Genomic DNA, 301 nt, shown 5'->3' with positions numbered 1-301 from the left:
CGTCATGCGCTGTTATGACGCGCTATAGCCCCACTGTTCATCGAGCCAGGCAATGCGTCCCTGTATCCACGTGATGAGAAAGCCATAGGTCGACTGACTGTTTGTTCCCCAGGTAGTAACATCCGCAGTGAAATCGTCCGTTGAAATCGTGCCTGTGAGCCTGCGGATTGTTTTGTCGAGCGTATCAGATGAAATTACGTTATTATCACGCAAATATTTCCATCTGGCGGCTAAATTATCTGCAAAATATTCACGCAGCATAGTCCATGCAGCATTATAGTTTGTTATCCAGCCCAGGACA

Annotated in this window: 1 pseudogene; it reads right to left on the bottom strand. The window is 47.2% G+C overall.

The features are described 5' to 3' along the window. Positions 1-12: 12 nt before the first annotated feature. Positions 13-301: pseudogene (locus HK25_RS13175) on the bottom strand (hypothetical protein); the annotation flags it as partial.

The sequence above is a fragment of the Acetobacter sp. DsW_059 genome, from assembly GCF_002153695.1.
Taxonomy (GTDB): Bacteria; Pseudomonadota; Alphaproteobacteria; order Acetobacterales; family Acetobacteraceae; genus Acetobacter; species Acetobacter thailandicus.
Note: the sequence above shows the minus strand (reverse complement) of the source record. Positions and strands in the feature narration are given on the sequence as shown.